This is a genomic window from Vibrio sp. 10N.222.55.A1 (genome assembly GCF_041473835.1).
In the GTDB taxonomy this organism is placed as follows: domain Bacteria; phylum Pseudomonadota; class Gammaproteobacteria; order Enterobacterales; family Vibrionaceae; genus Vibrio; species Vibrio crassostreae_C.
Genome location: NZ_JBFRSX010000028.1, coordinates 27,898 through 43,017, shown reverse-complemented (window position 1 = coordinate 43,017; position 15,120 = coordinate 27,898). Strand labels below are relative to the sequence as shown.

Sequence of the window (15,120 nt, the reverse complement as noted above, 5' to 3'; positions counted from 1 at the left end):
TTTAGTGAGATTGTTGAGACTTCTTACCCAATAGTGGTGACTAATTGAGCTAGGGCAACTTTTATCAAGGGTTGCCCTTGTTTTTTATGAGCTTTGTCATTATATGATTATTAAGGCTTGCTGCTTCCCGTTTTTTCTTTCACCTTTATGAGCGAGCCGCTATTAAGGAATTTATATGGCTGTTCATGTTGGCATTATCGATCAAGACCCCATTCGCTTGCTCACCCCATTACTTGATAACCGAACGGTCAGCACTCACATCGTGTTTATCGGTGACAAAAATCAAGTCAGTATGTACAAACGTTTAGACAGCGTTTTGCACAAGCGCGACATTACGAGTGAGTTTTTCGAAATTCCGACCATCGTAAATACATCTGTCATTAAAGAATCTATCCAAACCCTTGCCGAAGACCTCAAAGCACGCGGTCAAGAAGTGAAGCTCAACGCAAGTTGTGGCCTCCGTCACCGCCTACTTTCTGTGTACGAAGTATTCCGTACTTACCACTGGCCAATCTTCGTGGTTGAACCAAATAGCGACAAGCTTTGCTGGTTGTACCCTAATGGTAAAGAAGACGCACAAGTTCAAGACCGCATCACTATCGACGACTACCTAACTGTGTTCGGTGCTCGCGGTGAATTCAGCGATGTTCAGCTGTCTCCGCAACTGGATCAGAAACTTTATGAACTGGGTGAACGTTGGGCAAGTAACGCACTCGAACTAGGCCCTGGCCTTGCGACATTGAACTACCTAGCAACGACCTGCCGTAAAGAACAAAAACTTGATGTAGGCCTATCTGAGAAGCAACAAGGCTATCGCGAGCTCAACATGCTGTTGAGCGATTTGGTTGAAGCTAAAATTGCGACTTACGACAATGGTATTTTGACCTTTGCCAACGAAGACGCGCGCCGCTTCTCAAACGGTGAATGGCTTGAAACATTGGTTCACAGCACAGTTAAGCAGATCCAAGATGACATGCCGACCATTCAAGACCGTTCTTTGAATGTTCAGGTATACCGTCAACTGGGTGAACGTGAGGTTCGTAACGAGCTTGATGTTGCCTCTGTGGTGAACAATAAGCTGCACATCATCGAATGTAAGACCAAAGGCATGCGTGATGATGGTGATGACACCTTGTACAAACTGGAATCGCTTAGAGACCTGCTAGGTGGCCTACAAGCACGTGCAATGTTAGTGAGCTTCCGCCCTCTTCGCCATAACGACATCACACGAGCTGAAGATCTTGGCCTTGCATTGATTGGCCCTGACGAATTGAAAGATCTTAAAACACACCTAACGGCATGGTTTACAGCTGCGGGTGGCAGTGAAGATCTAGAGTGCTAAAAACCAATAAGCTCATGAGAGCTCAATGCTCTTAAGCAGATTGTTAAAAAGGCGAATGACGATTAAATCACTCGCCTTTTTTGTTGTCTGTTTTCTCTATTGATTACTTTCAGACGGCACAAAAAAATGGCCGCATCATACGATGCGGCCATTTTCAAAATTTAATGTCACTTGAAGACTTAATGCTCTCTAAAACTCAGAGCACTTTAAGACTTAAAGCATTTTACGAGCGGCTTCTACAACCACTTTGATTGAACGTGCTTCTGTTACTTTTAGAGTGTCGTGATCAGGCGTCTCTTTTTGAGTACGGTTGATGATTACACCAGCAACACAACCTGCTTTCAGACCAGAACTTGCACACATAGTTAGCAGTGTTGCAGATTCCATCTCGAAGTTTAGAACGCCCATGTCTTGCCATTCTTGCATAGAGCCTTGGAAGCGCTTAACAACGCGACCAGAGAACGTGTCGTAACGCTCTTGACCTGGGTAGAACGTATCGCTTGATGCCGTTACGCCCATGTGAACTGTTGCACCTGATTCATCAACTGCCGCTTTCATTGCTGTTGCAACTTCAAAGTCAGCCACTGCTGGGAACTCCATAGGAGCAAAGTGTAGGCTAGCGCCGTCTAGACGAACAGAACCTGTAGAAACAATCATGTCACCCACGTTTACGTGAGGTTGGATAGCACCAGTCGTACCAACACGTAGGAAAATGCGAACACCAAGTTGAGCAAGCTCTTCAACTGCGATAGAAGTCGATGGACCACCAATACCTGTTGAACATACAACAACTGGTTTGCCGTCTAGCTCTGCGCGGTAAAGCGTGTATTCACGGTGACTAGCAAGGAATACTGGGTTCTCCATCTCTTCTGCAATTTTTTGCACACGAGCAGGATCACCAGGGATGATCGCAAGAGTAGCACCGTTAAGATCTGCTTCAGTAACACCTAAGTGGAAAACAGCTTGAGACATAGTTCGCTCCTTTTGGCTTATTGGGCTTTTTACCCTTATTTAAGCTCATAGTAAATTCGTGGGGTACGAACACACTCTAACCAAGCTCATCACAAAATGAAGTGACACATGTCACATGAATGATCGCAACAATAATTCAAGTTTCACAAAAAACCGATTGGCATCACAAAAATAAGCAATCCGCACGCCTATGTTGCATACTAATGAGACAAAAAGCGCCTTTAACGTATTACCGCTAAAGGCGCTTTTATATTAAGAATGCTCTATGTCGGTGAGCTCGATTTAGTCCGCTTTAGATTTAAATCGAAGCAGACGCAATGCGTTCAATGTCACCAATGCAGTTGCACCACTATCCGCTAAAACTGCCACCCACAAACCGGTAATACCTAACAAGCTTGTCACCAAGAATACGACCTTCAAACCAAGCGCAAGGGCTACGTTTTGACGGATGTTGTTCATGGTCGCTTGCGACAGTTCAATCATCGCTGGCAGCTCAGTTAAACGGTTATGAGTCAGTGCTGAATCCGCCGTTTCCAAAGCGACATCCGTACCACCACCCATTGCGATGCCGACATTCGCCGTTTTCATTGCTGGTGCATCATTAATGCCATCACCGACCATCGCCACGTGCGACTGTTGAGATAACTCCTCAACGTAAGATACCTTGTCGCTTGGCAATAGGCTTGCCTTGTACTGCATACCAATCTTGCTACTGATCGCTGCTGCACTGCGCGGATTATCGCCGGTCAACATGATAGATTGAATACCTAATTCATTAAGTCGTTCAATCGCAAGCTTAGCGTCACTGCGTAACGTATCTTGCCAAGCAATCAGACCAATCACCGTCGTAGCTTGCTCTGTTGATTCTTCTTGATCTTTAACCTCAAGAGCAACCACAACCGTCTTGCCCTCACCTTCTAATGCTTCTACCTGAGAAACCACATCGGCACCAAGTTCGAACGTGACTTTAGACGGTGACAGAACCTGATACTTAACACCATCAACATCCCCTTCAACACCACTACCAATCAACGCTTTCTTGTTGTGTGATTCAGGAATCTCAATATTCAGGTCTTTTACTTTAGCGACAAGTGACTGCGCCAACGGGTGAGTAGAGCCAACTTCAATCGCCCCAACCACACGCAGCATCGCGTCTTGTTGCCACCCCGATAGAGGTTGAATATCCGTAACCTGAGGCTTACCTTCGGTCAGTGTGCCTGTCTTATCGAAGGCGATGGTTTGGATTTTACCAAGCTGCTCTAGCGCTGCGCCGCCTTTAATGAGCGCGCCACGTTTCGCTGCTGCTGCTAAGCCAGAGGTAATCGCTGCAGGAGTCGAGATAACCAAGGCACACGGACAAGCAATCAACAATAGCGCTAGGCCACGGTAAACCCATGTTTCCCATGGCTGCGCAAACAACAATGGTGGTGTGATGATGACCAACAGAGCCACTACCATCATTAACGGTGTGTACCAACGGCTGAACTTATCGAGGAATCGCTCTAGTGGTGCTTTACGAGACTCTGCTTCTTCAATCAGATGAAGAATGCGATCGATCGCGTTCTCACCCTGTTTTGAAGTGATGGTGATACGAACCACTTTATCGACCACCACAGCGCCAGCCATGATGCTATTGCCTTCGATGTGTTCAACAGGAACAGATTCACCGGTTAACGCACTTTCATCAAAGCTTGCCGCGTCTGTAATCAATTGGCCGTCAGCAGGTAAACGAGAGCCCGCGGCCACTTCAATCACATCACCTGGAACCAGTTCACTGACTGCTACTTCTACACGCTCGCCGTTGATGATCTTAGTCGAGTTTTCTGGTACCAATGCCATTAGCGCTTGAACGCCACTTCTTGCTCTTGATGAAGCAAACGCTTCTAAGCGCTCACCAATCAAGAACAACAATAGAACCATCGCTGCTTCCGCAGTTTCGCCAAGGTACAAAGCACCCAGCGCGGCAACACTCATTAAGGTTTCAATAGCAAACGGTGTACCTGAACGCGCCAGCTGAACCGCTTTCTTCGCCACCGGATATAAACCAAGCAGACAAGTTACCGTAAACAAGCCTTCACTTAATTGAGGTGAGGTGATTTTTACAAGCGCCGCAAACAGCATTGCCGCTGCAATCGCGATAATCTGTAAATTAGGTTGGATATAAGCTTGCCAAAAAGTCTCAGGTTGTTGTTTTTCTTTCTTTGAACCGACTTCCGTAAGAGGGAAACCCGTTTTGATAGAGACCTGTTCAATGGTGTCAGCAAGGCTTTCATTATCGAATTTCACAACCAGCTTTTCGGTAGCAAAGAGAACCTTCGCTTGAATAACACCGTCAATATTGCTGATCGCGTTTTCTATTTTTCTTGCACAAGCTGGGCAGTCCATTCCGGCAACCAGCCAACTTTTCGAAAATTTGGCATCGAGAGATAAAGTTGAGGACTGACTGTCTTCTTCTCCACTATCCGACGAACTACAACAATCATCTCCAGACGATGACGAAGCAGCAGAAGAGCTACAACAACCAGATGAAGTACCTGCTGCTGTGATGCTTGAAATTTTAGGGCTAGAGCAACTTGCTCCTGCCGCTTGAGGTTGAACGTCCACTTTTGCTGAGCGGCACGCTGCATGTTTTGCGCACATAATGTATCTCCTTAATACTCAAAAGCCTTGAGGTTGTTGCTAACTTACGAGCAACAGAACCTTAAGTTCATCAAAAGTATAAACCTTGGAGGCTACTCCAAGGTCAAGAAGAAGTTTTCAAGAAAACAAAAATATTATGCCAGCGCCGATGGCTTACTGAGATTTAAGCTCCGCACACTCTTCACGGTTAGCGGATACATCATCAATAAGAACCGCATCGTGTGAACAGAATGGCTGAGTGTTCAAGCTGACAATCGACACATCATCTTCCACTGGATCAACTTGAGATCCTTGCATCAGTTCAGCGATATGATGTCGAAGCACCAAGATACCTAAAATTCCGAACAAAACATTACCCAAAGCTTGACCATAGAGAACACCCAAAGCGCCATACCACTCCGAACCTAGATAGACGAACGGCAGAGTACCTAACGTCGCTTTACCCAAATTCAATGCTGTCGAGTAAAGCGGTTTACCTAGGTTATTAAAAGAGGTGTTGGCAACAAATAGTGCACCGTTAAAGGTGAAGGTTAACGCCACATAGGTACAGAAAGCCGCCACAATGATTGCTGCATCACCTTGTAAGCTAAAGCCTTGAATGACATAACCTTGAACGAAGTACAACAGAATACAAACAGCGATGGTGTATGCCGTAGTAACCAGCAATGAGTTATTGAGTGTTTCTTTTACTCGGTCCATGCGTTCAGCACCAAAGTTCTGACCAATGATTGGCCCCACAGCGCCAGACAAGGCAAAGATAACCGCAAAACAAACTGGCGTCAGACGACCTATCACGGCAAAGCCCGCGACAAAATCCTCACCATATTGTGCGATACCCGTTGTTACAATCGCATTACCGATAGGCGTTGCGGTATTGGTGATAATCGCAGGCAGCGCAATCGCCAATATTGGTCGAATATTAATGCGCCATTGCACAAAAGAAGGCGGAGCTACCAGCTGATGGCTGCGAATAAGAGGATAAAGCGAAAAGAATAGCACCGAGAAACGAGCGACAACCGAAGCGATAGCCGCCCCTTCGATGTTCCAACCAAAACCAAAAATAAACAGAGGATCGAGAATCGCGTTAACAATGCCGCCAGACAAAGTTGCCCACATCGAACGCTTAGCATCACCTGCCGCTCTTAAGCCCGCACCCGCTGCCATCGCTAACGCCAAAAATGGACCACTAGGTAGCAAAATCTGTAGGTAAGCTTGAGCGCGTTCGGCTGCAATGCCTTTGGCGCCTATCGCGGCTAGCAGCTCTGGAATATAAGCGAACATGATTGCAGTTATAGTTGAACTGATAACAAACGCAGTCAGCATGATACTGGTGCTTAGGTTTCGAGCGTGCTCTTGATTCTTGGAGCCGATGGCTTTGGACACTAATGCGCCCATGGCAATGGAAGTACCGATAGAAACGGAGGTAGAAAAGAAAGTCAGCGTACCTGCAAAGCCTACCGCAGCAGCCAATTCAACCTGTCCGAGCATACTGATAAACAGCATGTCGAGCAGATCGACCACAAATAACGCCATCAAACCGACAGAGCCAGCCCCCGACATCACCAATATGTGGCGCATCGTTGAACCTTCAACAAACTTTGCCGTTTGATTTGACATGAAACCTCCAAAAGTTGGAATACCCAAGAGCTAAAGCCTAATCAGCTGTTCAACTGTTCAACTGTTCAACTGGCTAGGGATCCAAAAAGAAAGGATCGACCAAGAAAAGCGCTATACAGAAAAAAGGCGCTAGTGCGCCTTTTTTCAATTGAGAGTATTGAGAAAAATAATCGTTCTTAACACGCTACTATACCTGATGTTTGAAGCATTCTTCCAAGTTCTTGCCAATTGCTCTCAAAACATCAGTTCTGGTGATAATACCCACCAGTTTTCGATTATCGATCACAGGGTATGCTTTAGGTTTTCCAACCTGCATCATGTCCGCCAATTCAATAATGGATAAGTCAGGTGACACCGACAGCACTTCTTGGTACATACAGTCACCCACAAGGTGTGTGTCTTGGCAGAAGTAACTGACCTTCACAAGTTTCTCGAGTAAATCCTGCTCTGAAAGGAAGCCAATCACTTGTTCGTTATCATCGATTACGGGCCCACCCATATGGTGGCTACGCATCACTTTGTCTAACGCTAGACTTAACGGCATATCAGGAGTAAATGTCACAACCTGCTGCGTCATGTAATCTTTCACTTTAATAGAATGCATTGCGTTCTCCCTAAATACTTTGCGTCATATATTTTCTATCTTGTTAAGTTAATTGTTGTCTAAAATCTTGATTTTACTAAATGGATTTCAACAATTTTATTGATAGGCAAAACCTAACAAGACAAAAAAGTGAGACAAACAAAGGGTTGAGCACGTTTTCGAACGCCAGAAAAAAGAAAAAAAAGAGCCCTTACAAAGCCTTACTTTCCCTTGCTTAACCTTACTTAGCCGAGCTAGCCTGCGTAAATAAACCCTGTAATCTTCACCTCACTAATAATTAGAAATCCCGTTTTAGGAAGTTTATGCAACACGACAACAACATGTACGCGTATATTTACGCAGGTAACGACGGCACAGAAAACACACTCATCGCCACTATCGATAATCAAGAAAAACCGCTGATATCAAGCTGCGTTGATGAGATAAAACGCATGTCATGCTTAGCCATTGATTTAGCAGCAAAACACGACCTAAAAGTGAAGCTGGTGAAATATCAAAGAGAACAAGAGATCGACTTCGGCCTATTCGTTAAATAGTGAATCCGACACTGATTTGGTTAATCTCTAACTGGCAGCCATAGTAGCATTAGCAAGCGCAATAGCCGTGAATGGCTGCCGAATTCGACCTGACAAGCCTAACGGGTAAAGGCTATAATGATCAGACGGCGCCCTTGCCGATTTTCATTGTCCAAATACGGTTTACTATGTCTTCCCAAACCCCACCTAAAACGTATCTAACGAATTCCTTATCTAAGTTAAAAAGCTACTTTAGTGAGTTATTGGATTTCCAATCACGCATTTGGGTGGTTCATATCTTTGAAGACTCTATTACCGATCAGTCGTTTGTGATTAATGAAGATGGCTTTAAAGAACCGCTAGAGTGGATGAAAAAACGTGATTACCAAGCAAGAATGCTTGATCGTGTTGATAAGATGAAAATCTCACAGGTGATTGAGATTCAGTTCGAAGACAAAATGCATCGCTTGATGCGAGTGAAGTAGCTCTATTGTTTGGGCACGTACGAAAAGCCATTACTAGAAATTAAGCATAAAAAAGGCCAGCGCTCGCTGACCTTCTCTCATTGATTACAAACCACCATCTAACGCGCACAATACTCATGCCACAGGCGCACCGCTTTCTGGTATGCCTCAGTTTTATCGTGCGTTTCTGCAAAGAGAATAGCTGTCATGCTGTCGACAACGGTATTCGCCATTAGCGCCATCTCTTCAGCCGATGTGCCAAGTACACATTGACTAGGAAGTGGCAGCTCTAGGTTCATCATCTCTTCCCAGTAGAACGATTCGACTTTGTCAGGAGAGCTCATCCACACCGTTTGGCTAACTTTAGGATTATATTCCGACTCACCGTTCATCCCTTTGAATGAAATCACCGAGTGGGATTTATTTCCGATAACATGCTCAACTTCCGCATGAAGTTGTGGAAAGCCAGGATGGAAACTGCCACGCAGACCTAAACGGCCACCACCAGGATTCAATGCTCGAACTACCGTGTTAATTGGTGTTCTCAAACCGTAGCGGTGTTTCCAACCAATCATGGTTTGTGCTTCGGGCGCAAAGTTAGCTAGCGGTAAATAAGCAATGCCGTCTTGTTCAAGAATCGACTTAGCATGTTCAGGGCTCTCAGCACTTTGCACACCGACATCTTGCAAATGGCTTTCAACGTGCGTCCTACCGCTCGGCTTATCCATATAGCCATGCATTAACACTTTATAGCCATTGTCAGCTAAGATTTTTGCCGCCAACAAGTTCCAAGGCTTGCCACTGGCGTTATCGTTACGCTTACCTGCATAACACGGCCAATCAATATCAGCGCCTAAATCTGGCACTCGAGATTGAAACGCTTTTACAAAGCCAGCGATCTCTTCATTGGTTTCATTCTGCACACGAATCAACATCAGTAGCATAGCCATTTGGTCGTCACCGACTTCTCCGCTTAAATACTCATCCATGATGCGGTAGGCTTGTTCGAACGATAAAGGCTTACGCCCTCTTTCTCCTCGTCCAACTGTACGAATACACTCTAAAATACTACTCATTGATTGTTTATTCTCTTCCGTTGATATCAATAAAATTCGAATACACTTTCGATTCTATGATACCCACCGTGCATTGCAAAGCGATTCAGTTGCTCTCGACCGAATTACCAATACGCGGATTGGTGTTCTAAAAGTAAACTTACTGGTGTAAAATTAGCGTATGTAATGCTAACCGCGACATATTGAGTAGTATCCCGATGACTGTAAAAAAAACGCTGAGCCAAAGAAAACGTGAATCGATCGTTGCCGCTGCTATCGCAGAGTTTACTGAGCATGGCTACAAGGCCACCAGCATGGATAAAATATCGAGTCGCGCAGAAGTATCAAAGCGCACCGTATACAATCACTTTGCCAGCAAAGAACGGCTTTTAGATGAGATTCTAGACAGCATTTGGAGCAAAACTCTGGCCGCAACGCATTTCCCTTATCAAGCAGAACTGCCACTTGAAGAACAGCTTTCGTCGATAGCCAATCAAGAACTTGAGTTACTTGAGTCTGAAGGCTTCATCGACCTGTCACGCGTGTTGTTCTCAGAGTATTTCCATAACGCCGAACTGGCGCATCAAGCGATGGAAAAATATTCCCAAGCAGAAAGTGGACTTACAACCTGGATTAAAGCCGCGTTGGCAGACGGTCGTTTAGTAGAACTAGACCCACAATTCGCCTCCACGCAGTTCATTGGTCTGCTTAAGTCTTTTGCGTTTTGGCCGCAAATCATTGGTCATGTGCCGTCACCGGATGCTGCACACAAGCAAGTGCTCATTACTTCAAGTGTCGAGATGTTCCTTAAACAATATCAGGCGTGATTTTGGTGGTTGACGAGAATTCAACCACAATAAAACCATCACTAGTATCTGCTGTTATTTTCCCTATACTGCAACCCACTTTCGTCATTACGACTCAGTAAAACTTCAACTTTAGGTAACCCTATGATTACTTTCACCACCAACTTTGGCGATATCGAGATTGAACTGAACCTTGAAAAAGCTCCAGTAACGTCGAAAAACTTCCTTAAATACTGCCAAGACGGTTTCTACGAAGGCACGACATTTCACCGTGTTATTGAAGGTTTCATGATTCAAGGTGGTGGTCACACTATCGACATGACAGAAAAACCAACTCGCGCCCCAATCGTCAACGAAGCAAACCGTGGTTTGAAGAATGTGATTGGTTCTGTGGCAATGGCTCGGACTGATGCACCACATTCTGCAACGGCGCAGTTCTTCATCAACCTTGATGACAACGATTTCCTAGATCACACCTCAACAACCAATGCTGGCTGGGGTTACGCGGTATTCGGTAAGGTTTCAGCAGGTATGGATGTGGTAAACAAAATTGCGAAAGCACCAACAACCATTCGCTGGGGACACGAAGATGTGCCTTGCGAAGATATTGTGATTACAAAAGTCACTATTCGCGACTAGTTCATTCACGTCCTTTCCCGCCCCTAGTGCATTCGAATTGATGGCATAAAGAAAAGAAGGCTGTGCGATAGGACTATGGTGGTAAGGGTTCGACTTTACCACCTGTATTTAAAGCTCGTTGTTAGAATAGTTACCAGCGAGAACGATAAGTACGGTGACACCCTTTGCACGTCTTATTTGCAGAATTTAACCCTTGCTCTGCACTCGACAAGTCTTGTTCAACACTCGCCTGATAAGGCTCAGAAAAGCACTTGAAGAACAACTCGTTCCTATCCCCGTTCGTTTAAACAAAGAGTTGATGAACGAGTTAGATGCTGAAGAGCAACAACAAATGCTCAAGCTACTTCAGAAAGTAGTCGCGGCAATCTGATCTTACCGCGTTCACTGCTTAGCAAGCTTAGTGCTTAGAAATTATTACACTCTGAACGTGTATTGAAAAACAACCCACACTCGGCCTTGCGCCGAGTGTTTTATTTTCGTCTCGACCATTTGATATAGCAAAATAGTGAAGCAATGATCACCGCCCCACCGAGCAGCTTCTGCATCTCTACACTTTCGCCAAGCACACTCACACTTAACAGCAGCGTCCACACAGGCTCAAGAATCATGATCAATGCCGCCACTTCCATGTTCACGGAGTGCTGACCGACCGTTTGTAGCAAGTAACGAATAGACGTTGCGATCACCGCAGAGACAATAAACCAGAAGACTAAGGTTTTGGTGATTTCGAACTCCGGCTGAGCTGTCATAGAAGCAAAGGCTAAACCACTCACACCCACCACAAACAGTTGCACACAGATTGATGCGATAGGCTTGATATTGGTAATCACACGCTTGTTCATCACAAAGTGAACAGACAACAACATCGATGCTAGTAAGAAATAAATCTGACTCTGCTCAACATGCCAGCCGTTACCCAAAGTCAGCAACAGCATGCCAATAATCGCGATCGGGAAAGACATCCAAAACGCGCGATTAGGCTTAACTCGAAACAAAATCCAAGACACAAACGGTGCAATGATCATGGCTAAGCTCATGATGAATGCCCCTTCCGACAAGCTTTCAGTCACCGAAACTGCAAACACCCATACCTGCAATGAGGCAGACAACAACAAACCCACGCCGCAAAGAGACAGAATCTGCTTAAACGAAAGCTTACGAATATGGTGAATACAAAATGGCAGAAGAATAAGACTCGCGACGAGGAATCGCACACCAATGAACACTGGCCCAGGCATTTCTAATACCACCAGCTTAGATGCAATCCATCCCACCCCAGCTAGCAGGGTGGCAAATAGAAGGTAAAGCTCTCCGCGCATCGCTTTCACGTTCATCATTTTACTTAGTCCAATAACAAAAAAAGCAACCCGACTCTGCAAGGTTGCTTTTTATAAACATTCAACAGGATCGAGATACTATCTCAATACTCTGCTTCAGGCAGCTGTTTTTAGCCTGCGTATTCTGGGTAATCCGTTAAACCTTTTTCAGCACCACCGAACAATGTGTTTGGATCGTGCGCTGCAAGTGGGTAACCATTTTGAATACGAGCTGGTAAATCTGGGTTCGCAACGAATGGACGACCAAAGCCAACCATGTCAGTTACGCCTTCAGCAACGGCTTTTTCGCCACGCTCGCTATCGTATTTACCCGCATAAATAAGGACACCCTCGTAGGCTTCACGAACTGCTGCTTTAAATGCTTTTGGCGTTTCAGGTGCATCGTCCCAATCAACTTCTGCAATGTGTAGGTAAACAATTTTGTATAGGTTAAGTAGTGCTGCCGCCGCTGTGTAAGTCTCTACTGGTGTAGCGTCAACCGTACCATTCAACGATGTGAACGGAGCAAGGCGTACACCAACACGGTCAGCACCAATCGCTTCAACCATAGCTTCAACCACTTCGCCTAGGAAACGTAAACGGTTTTCAATTGAACCACCGTATTCGTCAGTGCGGTTGTTTGCTTCAGAATCGATGAATTGGTTGATTAAGTAACCATTCGCTGCGTGAAGTTCGATACCATCAAAGCCTGCTTCAACCGCATTCAAAGCCGCTTGGCGATACTGTTCAACCACCTCTTTGATGTCTTGTTTCGTCATTTCACGAGGTTCAACCACATCAACAAAGCCCGGTTCATCAGTACCGTTATCGATGAATACCTTTACGTTTTGTGCTTTAAGTGCAGAAGACGAGATTGGCTGTTCACCACCAATGTTGTCTGGGTGTGTTACACGGCCTACATGCCAAAGTTGAGCGAAGATAACGCCCTCTTTTTCATGTACGGCATCAGTCACTTTTTTCCAACCAGCGATCTGCTCATCAGAATAGATACCCGGAGTCCAAGCATAGCCTTGACCCATAGGTGAAATTTGTGTGCCTTCAGCAATAATCAAACCTGCAGAAGCACGCTGAGCGTAGTAAGCCGCCATCATATCGTTTGCTGAATTACCAGGTTGCGTTGCGCGAGAACGCGTCATCGGTGGCATAACAATACGGTTTTTAAGCTCGATATTACCAAGTTGAATTGGTTGAAATAGTGCGTTTGTCATTGTTATATCCTCGATTAACCTAGTTGAATCAGTTCGATTTGGTAGCCGTCTGGGTCAGTAATAAAAGCGATATGAGTTGAGCCGCCTTTCACTGGACCCGCTTCGCGAGTGACGTTGCCACCTAGCGATTTGATTTTGTCACATGCTGCGTAAATATCTTCTACACCCAATGCCAGATGACCAAACGCGCTGCCCATCTCGTACTCATTCGTATCCCAGTTGTACGTTAGCTCGATAGTCGTGCCGCCTTGCTCATAGCCAACAAAAACCAATGTGTAGCGGTACTCTTTGTTTTCGTGGCGTTCAAGTTCCTTCATTCCCAATACCTTGGTGTAGAACTCGATAGACTTGTCTAAATCAGTAACTCGGATCATTGTGTGTAGGAATTTCATATTTCGCCCTTATTAGCACCACAAGCATGGCGCCGTTATTATTTTAAGTGGAGGTTATCCACTAATCTCTGAGTGAAATAATACGATTCATCGGAGAATTAAGGAAATTATCAAAAATTCTCAATGTGATAATTTTTTGTTATAAACCTCATGACTAACACGAACTCAATGACACAAAAAAGGGAAGCCAATGCTTCCCTTCGGGTTAGATTCCAATTAAAACCGCAAGCGCCTATCTTTAAGCGCCTTCGACATTGCATCTGACGTACTGATGACTTGTTCTCTGAACCATTTATGAGCAGGGTCACTGTTCTGCTTCTTCAACCAAATCAGGTAGTGAGATATCGGCTGATATTCAAAGGGTGGTTTGAACAGCTGCAAACTTAACTTTTCTTGGAACTGCACGGCCATAGATAAAGGCACTACAGTAATGTAATCGGATTGGCTACACAGCAAGATATTACTGAACAGCGAGCGTCCATGAAACACGATTTTACGTTGGGATAAATCCAAAGACGTATAGTGATTCAAACTGCGAACTTTGCGTCGGGTTCTGTCTAGTACAGCATGTTTTTCACTGAGGAACTGCGCTTCGCTGATTTCCCCTTGAATTCGCGGGTGATCAGATCGACATACGATCACAAACTCCCCATCATACAAGGTTTCAGTGACGATACTTGGATGTTCAGGCACCACAATATCGATCATCGCATCAAACTCTTGAGTCAAAAGATCTTCGTAAATTCGCTCATCACTGTCTGGTTGATCAAAGACTTCTAGCGACAAGTTTTGATTAGGAAGCGCCGCGAAACTGTTGAGCAGAACCCACTGTAAGTGCTCAGGTGCAGAAATCACAAACTTACGCTCAGAGGATTGCTCATCAAAATTAGCCATCGACTGAAACACGCCATTGAGTTCATTGATCGGCGCTTTTATCTGTTCGTATAAGCTTTGGGCATAAGACGTAGGCGCAACACCTCTTCCTTTACGAACAAAAAGCTCTTGGCCGATCTCTTTTTTTAGGCGCGCTAATGCGGTACTGATGGTCGATTGATTGGTACTGAGTTGATCCGCAGCCTTACTCAAACTGCCCTGCTCCATCACCGCAGAAAACACAGCAAGTAGGTTGAAGTTGGGGATTTCGTTGCTCATATATCATTACTCGTTAGGCGACCATGAGCACTATGCTATCGTAAAAACGATTAAATAAAATAACAATCCCTCGTTTAACGTCGCAAATTGAGACAGTAGCACCCCTTCATACCGATCACTTTTGAAGAAGGGCCTCATCGATGAGTGATTCTCCAATAACAACGAAAAATGCACAATTGTCTCGTTTGTCATGACACTGTGTTGAGTGTCATTGAGATATACATTTGAGTAACTAGCGCTACAATATTCAAATTGAATCTTCTACGAAGGGAGCTTATCTAAAAACTAAACCCATATATTTGACACATCATCGGTATAATTTTCTAACCTTTAGTGAATATTTTTCCGACAGGCAAAACTTATTATCAGTCATCTAT

14 protein-coding genes and 2 pseudogenes are annotated in these 15,120 nt (G+C 44.9%); 6 read left to right on the top strand and 10 right to left on the bottom strand.

The window, feature by feature from the left end; all coding sequences use genetic code 11:
* The first annotated feature begins 175 nt into the window (after positions 1-175).
* Complete coding sequence (locus AB4493_RS09080) at positions 176-1,342, top strand: DUF1887 family protein (protein ID WP_017060218.1); 1,167 nt, start codon at positions 176-178, stop codon at positions 1,340-1,342.
* A 213-nt stretch (positions 1,343-1,555) separates the two neighbouring features.
* Here AB4493_RS09080 and udp read toward each other — a convergent pair whose 3' ends face one another.
* The 4 genes from udp to AB4493_RS09060 all read right to left on the bottom strand — a co-directional run bounded on the left by udp (position 1,556) and on the right by AB4493_RS09060 (position 7,175).
* Entirely contained in the window at positions 1,556-2,314 is a 759-nt protein-coding gene (udp, locus tag AB4493_RS09075; RefSeq protein WP_372154899.1) for a uridine phosphorylase, read from the bottom strand.
* Positions 2,315-2,596: 282 nt separating this feature from the next.
* Complete coding sequence (locus tag AB4493_RS09070; RefSeq protein ID WP_137001571.1) at positions 2,597-4,954, bottom strand: zinc/cadmium/mercury/lead-transporting ATPase; 2,358 nt, start codon at positions 4,952-4,954, stop codon at positions 2,597-2,599.
* A gap of 153 nt (positions 4,955-5,107) precedes the next feature.
* A complete protein-coding gene (locus AB4493_RS09065) occupies positions 5,108-6,571 on the bottom strand; it encodes an MATE family efflux transporter (protein WP_371724662.1) in 1,464 nt (487 codons plus the stop codon).
* A gap of 187 nt (positions 6,572-6,758) precedes the next feature.
* Positions 6,759-7,175: a CBS domain-containing protein gene (locus tag AB4493_RS09060; protein ID WP_017060213.1), complete on the bottom strand. Its 417-nt coding sequence runs from the start codon at positions 7,173-7,175 to the stop codon at positions 6,759-6,761.
* 302 nt (positions 7,176-7,477) lie between these two features.
* Between AB4493_RS09060 and AB4493_RS09055 the strand changes: the two genes are divergently transcribed.
* Complete coding sequence (locus tag AB4493_RS09055) at positions 7,478-7,711, top strand: hypothetical protein (protein WP_017060212.1); 234 nt, start codon at positions 7,478-7,480, stop codon at positions 7,709-7,711.
* A gap of 167 nt (positions 7,712-7,878) precedes the next feature.
* Positions 7,879-8,175 (top strand): hypothetical protein, encoded by a 297-nt coding sequence (locus tag AB4493_RS09050; protein ID WP_029235295.1) that lies wholly within the window; start codon positions 7,879-7,881, stop codon positions 8,173-8,175.
* Positions 8,176-8,273: 98 nt separating this feature from the next.
* On the opposite strand, the gene AB4493_RS09045 is transcribed toward AB4493_RS09050, so the two are convergent.
* A complete protein-coding gene (locus tag AB4493_RS09045) occupies positions 8,274-9,260 on the bottom strand; it encodes a glycosyl transferase family protein (RefSeq protein WP_081325165.1) in 987 nt (328 codons plus the stop codon).
* Positions 9,261-9,427: 167 nt separating this feature from the next.
* Here AB4493_RS09045 and AB4493_RS09040 point away from each other — a divergent pair, with 167 nt between their 5' ends.
* Positions 9,428-10,036 carry a TetR/AcrR family transcriptional regulator gene (locus AB4493_RS09040; protein WP_372154898.1) on the top strand — a complete coding sequence of 203 codons (609 nt, stop codon included), beginning with the start codon at positions 9,428-9,430 and terminating at the stop codon, positions 10,034-10,036.
* Positions 10,037-10,159: 123 nt separating this feature from the next.
* Positions 10,160-10,654, top strand: a complete 495-nt coding sequence (locus tag AB4493_RS09035; RefSeq protein ID WP_017060208.1) for a peptidylprolyl isomerase — start codon at positions 10,160-10,162, stop codon at positions 10,652-10,654.
* Between the two features lie 130 nt (positions 10,655-10,784).
* Here the strand turns inward: AB4493_RS09035 and AB4493_RS09030 are convergent.
* Positions 10,785-10,901: pseudogene (locus AB4493_RS09030) on the bottom strand (cytochrome c); the annotation flags it as partial.
* Between AB4493_RS09030 and AB4493_RS09025 the strand changes: the two are divergent.
* A pseudogene (locus AB4493_RS09025) lies at positions 10,899-11,024 on the top strand (MarR family transcriptional regulator); the annotation flags it as partial. The pseudogenes AB4493_RS09030 and AB4493_RS09025 overlap by 3 nt on opposite strands.
* A 100-nt stretch (positions 11,025-11,124) precedes the next feature.
* On the opposite strand, the gene AB4493_RS09020 reads toward AB4493_RS09025, so the two are convergent.
* The 4 genes from AB4493_RS09020 to AB4493_RS09005 form a co-directional block, all read right to left on the bottom strand.
* Positions 11,125-11,991: a DMT family transporter gene (locus AB4493_RS09020; RefSeq protein WP_017060207.1), complete on the bottom strand. Its 867-nt coding sequence runs from the start codon at positions 11,989-11,991 to the stop codon at positions 11,125-11,127.
* Between the two features lie 110 nt (positions 11,992-12,101).
* Positions 12,102-13,199 carry an alkene reductase gene (locus AB4493_RS09015; protein ID WP_017065285.1) on the bottom strand — a complete coding sequence of 366 codons (1,098 nt, stop codon included), beginning with the start codon at positions 13,197-13,199 and terminating at the stop codon, positions 12,102-12,104.
* 14 nt (positions 13,200-13,213) lie between these two features.
* Positions 13,214-13,591 (bottom strand): lactoylglutathione lyase, encoded by a 378-nt coding sequence (gene gloA, locus AB4493_RS09010; RefSeq protein ID WP_017066787.1) that lies wholly within the window; start codon positions 13,589-13,591, stop codon positions 13,214-13,216.
* A 216-nt stretch (positions 13,592-13,807) separates the two neighbouring features.
* On the bottom strand, positions 13,808-14,743 hold the full coding sequence (locus tag AB4493_RS09005) for a LysR family transcriptional regulator (RefSeq protein ID WP_372154896.1): 936 nt from the start codon (positions 14,741-14,743) through the stop codon (positions 13,808-13,810).
* Positions 14,744-15,120: the final 377 nt, after the last annotated feature.

Coding starts and splice junctions, on each gene's coding strand:
- AB4493_RS09080 (WP_017060218.1), top strand. CDS start 176: ATGGCTGTTCATGTTGGCATTATCGATCAAGACCCCATTCGCTTGCTC.
- udp (WP_372154899.1), bottom strand. CDS start 2,314: ATGTCTCAAGCTGTTTTCCACTTAGGTGTTACTGAAGCAGATCTTAAC.
- AB4493_RS09070 (WP_137001571.1), bottom strand. CDS start 4,954: ATGTGCGCAAAACATGCAGCGTGCCGCTCAGCAAAAGTGGACGTTCAA.
- AB4493_RS09065 (WP_371724662.1), bottom strand. CDS start 6,571: ATGTCAAATCAAACGGCAAAGTTTGTTGAAGGTTCAACGATGCGCCAC.
- AB4493_RS09060 (WP_017060213.1), bottom strand. CDS start 7,175: ATGCATTCTATTAAAGTGAAAGATTACATGACGCAGCAGGTTGTGACA.
- AB4493_RS09055 (WP_017060212.1), top strand. CDS start 7,478: ATGCAACACGACAACAACATGTACGCGTATATTTACGCAGGTAACGAC.
- AB4493_RS09050 (WP_029235295.1), top strand. CDS start 7,879: ATGTCTTCCCAAACCCCACCTAAAACGTATCTAACGAATTCCTTATCT.
- AB4493_RS09040 (WP_372154898.1), top strand. CDS start 9,428: ATGACTGTAAAAAAAACGCTGAGCCAAAGAAAACGTGAATCGATCGTT.
- AB4493_RS09035 (WP_017060208.1), top strand. CDS start 10,160: ATGATTACTTTCACCACCAACTTTGGCGATATCGAGATTGAACTGAAC.
- AB4493_RS09020 (WP_017060207.1), bottom strand. CDS start 11,991: ATGATGAACGTGAAAGCGATGCGCGGAGAGCTTTACCTTCTATTTGCC.
- AB4493_RS09015 (WP_017065285.1), bottom strand. CDS start 13,199: ATGACAAACGCACTATTTCAACCAATTCAACTTGGTAATATCGAGCTT.
- gloA (WP_017066787.1), bottom strand. CDS start 13,591: ATGAAATTCCTACACACAATGATCCGAGTTACTGATTTAGACAAGTCT.
- AB4493_RS09005 (WP_372154896.1), bottom strand. CDS start 14,743: ATGAGCAACGAAATCCCCAACTTCAACCTACTTGCTGTGTTTTCTGCG.